Origin of the sequence: Fortiea sp. LEGE XX443, assembly GCF_015206815.1 — a bacterium.
GTDB lineage: Bacteria > Cyanobacteriota > Cyanobacteriia > Cyanobacteriales > Nostocaceae > Nostoc_B.
The window spans coordinates 1-2,829 of sequence record NZ_JADEXZ010000148.1 but is presented as its reverse complement, the minus strand read 5'-3'; the positions used below and the strand labels follow the sequence as shown (position 1 = coordinate 2,829).

At 41.8% G+C, this 2,829-nt stretch carries 2 protein-coding genes and 1 pseudogene; 2 read left to right on the top strand and 1 reads right to left on the bottom strand.

Going from position 1 to position 2,829, the window contains the following annotated elements:
- Positions 1–142: 142 nt before the first annotated feature.
- Together IQ259_RS26810 and IQ259_RS26805 are read left to right on the top strand one after the other, a co-directional pair.
- Positions 143–493: pseudogene (locus tag IQ259_RS26810) on the top strand (putative toxin-antitoxin system toxin component, PIN family); the annotation flags it as partial.
- Positions 494–656: 163 nt separating this feature from the next.
- The gene (locus IQ259_RS26805; RefSeq protein ID WP_193889009.1) at positions 657–860 is read left to right on the top strand and encodes a hypothetical protein; all 204 of its coding nucleotides are present in this window, start codon (positions 657–659) and stop codon (positions 858–860) included.
- Between the two features lie 113 nt (positions 861–973).
- On the opposite strand, the gene argJ is transcribed toward IQ259_RS26805, so the two are convergent.
- A complete protein-coding gene (argJ, locus tag IQ259_RS26800; RefSeq protein WP_193889008.1) occupies positions 974–2,287 on the bottom strand; it encodes a bifunctional ornithine acetyltransferase/N-acetylglutamate synthase in 1,314 nt (437 codons plus the stop codon).
- Between the last annotated feature and the right edge of the window lie 542 nt (positions 2,288–2,829).

The following is a 2,829-nucleotide window of genomic DNA, read 5'->3' as shown; positions in this document are numbered from 1 at the left end:
TTGGGCGCGGGTCAGATTGCTAGGGTATGCTTTACTCATGTTGCTCTCTCAGTGCTGTCTATTATCTATTCACAGCATATACTGAGAGAGTTTTTTTACCACCTCTTAGACTTTTAAAACAGCCTCTAAGGGTGGAGTACCAAGAGCAGTTATTCAGTCTATTTTTGATCATCCCGACGGGGAATGGATTGTTTCATGGGAAATTGTAGCGGAATATAAGGAGGTATTAAGTCGCCCTAAGTTTAAATTGACAGATGAAGTTAGAACCTCATGGTTTGAAATTATTGATACATTTGCAACGCTAATTGATGTCAATGTGTTGATTGATTTTCCTCAAGACAGAAAAGATGCAAAGTTTTTAGCTTGTGCTGTAGCAGCAGAAGCAGATTTTTTAATTACGGGAGATTCTGATTTTAATCAGGCGCAAACCTTGGTTAATACAACAATTATTTCTGTGTCTTTATTTAATAGTTTAGTTTGTAATTCAATGTGAGTCACTCTTCAGTCGTGAATAAGGGTTATGACAACATTTCATCAAAAACAGTCCAATAACCGTTATACAAGCGAAATTTGATAAATAAACACTGTTTGATAGTTTTCAGTTGAGTATGGGAATACTGAAAAACAGAGGTAGATCAGTATAGGGTAATACCAATATGCTTGGACTTGACAAAATTACGCCTGAAAAAATTCTAAAAACTGGACTCATTGGTGCTGGCGCTTGTGCAGCCGCAATAGCAGCCCCTATAGGAGTAGTAGCAGTTGTAGGAATTACGGTTGCAACGGCTGCTACAACTTGGGCTGCTGAGAGTATTGACGATCAACTCAATGGAAAAAATAAAGATGATGATAAAACTTAAAGCTAGTTAGACTTTAAAATAATCTAACAAGCCCCGCCAAACATAATTGTGATGTGATAGCGGGGTTTTTGTATAGTTGTTTAGTGATACCTGTGAAAATAAAGACCGTTTACTTAAGTTGTGTACTCGGCGTTGATTTTCACGTAGTCGTAACTCAAATCGCAACCCCAAGCTTTACCTGTACCATGGCCATTACCAACACTGACGGCAATAATTACGGGATTATCTAAGCGTTGCGTTTTGATATTGCTGCGGACATCACCTGATAAATCATTACTATTATTAGTAGCTACTACATCAGCAACGGGATAATCGGTGGCGGCTTGTTTTAAATATGTGCTGGCTGCGGCGCGGTCAAATTGTAGAGGTTGACCATTTTCTAACAGGAGGAAATCTCCTAATTTAATTTGCAAGTTATCTTGCTCAAAGGGTACACCTGCACGTCCGGCTGCGGCGGCGATGCGTCCCCAGTTAGGGTCACGACCAAAGATTGCAGATTTAACTAAGGATGAACCTGCAATGGTTTTGGCGATTTGTCTTGCTGCAAGATCATCATGAGTTCCAGTGACTTGCACTTCAATTAAGCAGGTTGCGCCTTCACCATCTCGCGCGATCGCTTTGGCTAAATGCTGGCATACTGCTGTTAGCATGGCTTCTAACTTCTCGGCTTCTGCACCCATTTCAGTAATGGCTGGGGTGCGGGATTGACCATTCGCCAAGGCAATTAAGCTGTCGTTGGTGCTGGTATCGCCATCGACGGTAATAGAATTAAAGCTTTTATCTGCGGCTCTACTCAACATTTGCTGCCAAAGGTGGGGGGAAACAGCTGCATCACAGGTAACAAATGCCAGCATAGTTGCCATGTTGGGGTGTATCATCCCAGAACCTTTGGCAATACCACCAATTCGGACTGGGCGCTCATGTACTGTTGTTTCTAGCGCTATGGATTTTGGTACTAAATCTGTGGTAATAATTGCTCCGGCGGCGGTATCGGAACCTGTTTCGGAGAGACTTGCTACTAGTTTAGGAATCCCACTGCGTAAAGCATCCATCTTGATGCGTTGACCAATTACGCCAGTAGAGGCTAACAAAATCAATTCTGGGGAAATATTTAATTCTTTGGCTAATAACTCGGCACTTTCATTAGCATCCCGCACACCTTCACTACCTGTTGCAGCGTTGGCTTGTCCGGCGTTGCAGAGAATGGCACGAGCGCTATGTTTAGCTTGTAAGCGTTGACGGCAATAATCTACACAGGCGGCTTTAACTTGAGAGGTTGTGAATACACCAGCTGCGATCGCCTCTACATCAGATACTATCAAAGCTAAATCTGGCAATCCCGACGGTTTTAATCCGGCAGTGATTCCTGCGGCTCGGTATCCTCTAGGAGCTGTCACACCACCAGTAATTTCCTGCCAGTCTGCCATTTTTTGTTTCTCCCACAACTATTAGCGGCTTGATTGGCGATTATACCAATTAAGTAGTGCTGAGTGTTGAGTCAATAGTTATTCTCTCCTCTGCTCCCCTGCCTCTTCTCCCAGATAGTGAAAAAGGAGAGCTACTTGAGCAGCTCTCCAGATCATCAGGGTGCATCTACTTAACACAGCATATCATTTTTGCCCTGAGGAGTATCACCCATTATTTGTTTTTTTGTATAAATATTATTAAGAGTTTACCCTTAGACTACTTAGACATAAAATTTTAAATGAAAATGGTAAATTCTGTTACTAGCCTGTGTCACATATAAAAATGCACATTGACTTAGGGACTTCCAGAGAATAAAGTATACAACTTATGAAAATGATAATCATTCTGGTGGGGGGAAGGGAAAGGTTGCTAACGGCAACCTTTCCCTTCCCTTTTTGTAGTAAATTCAATGATGATTCGATTTTGGATGTGCATAGGTGTCAATGGAATTAACAGATTCACTAAAGCATTTGTTGAAGGAAACTGCACAGCAATTAAAAGG

Bases quoted from the DNA above. Each gene is read 5' to 3' on its own strand.
- argJ (WP_193889008.1), bottom strand. From the start codon at position 2,287: ATGGCAGACTGGCAGGAAATTACTGGTGGTGTGACAGCTCCTAGAGGA.
- IQ259_RS26805 (WP_193889009.1), top strand. From the start codon at position 657: ATGCTTGGACTTGACAAAATTACGCCTGAAAAAATTCTAAAAACTGGA.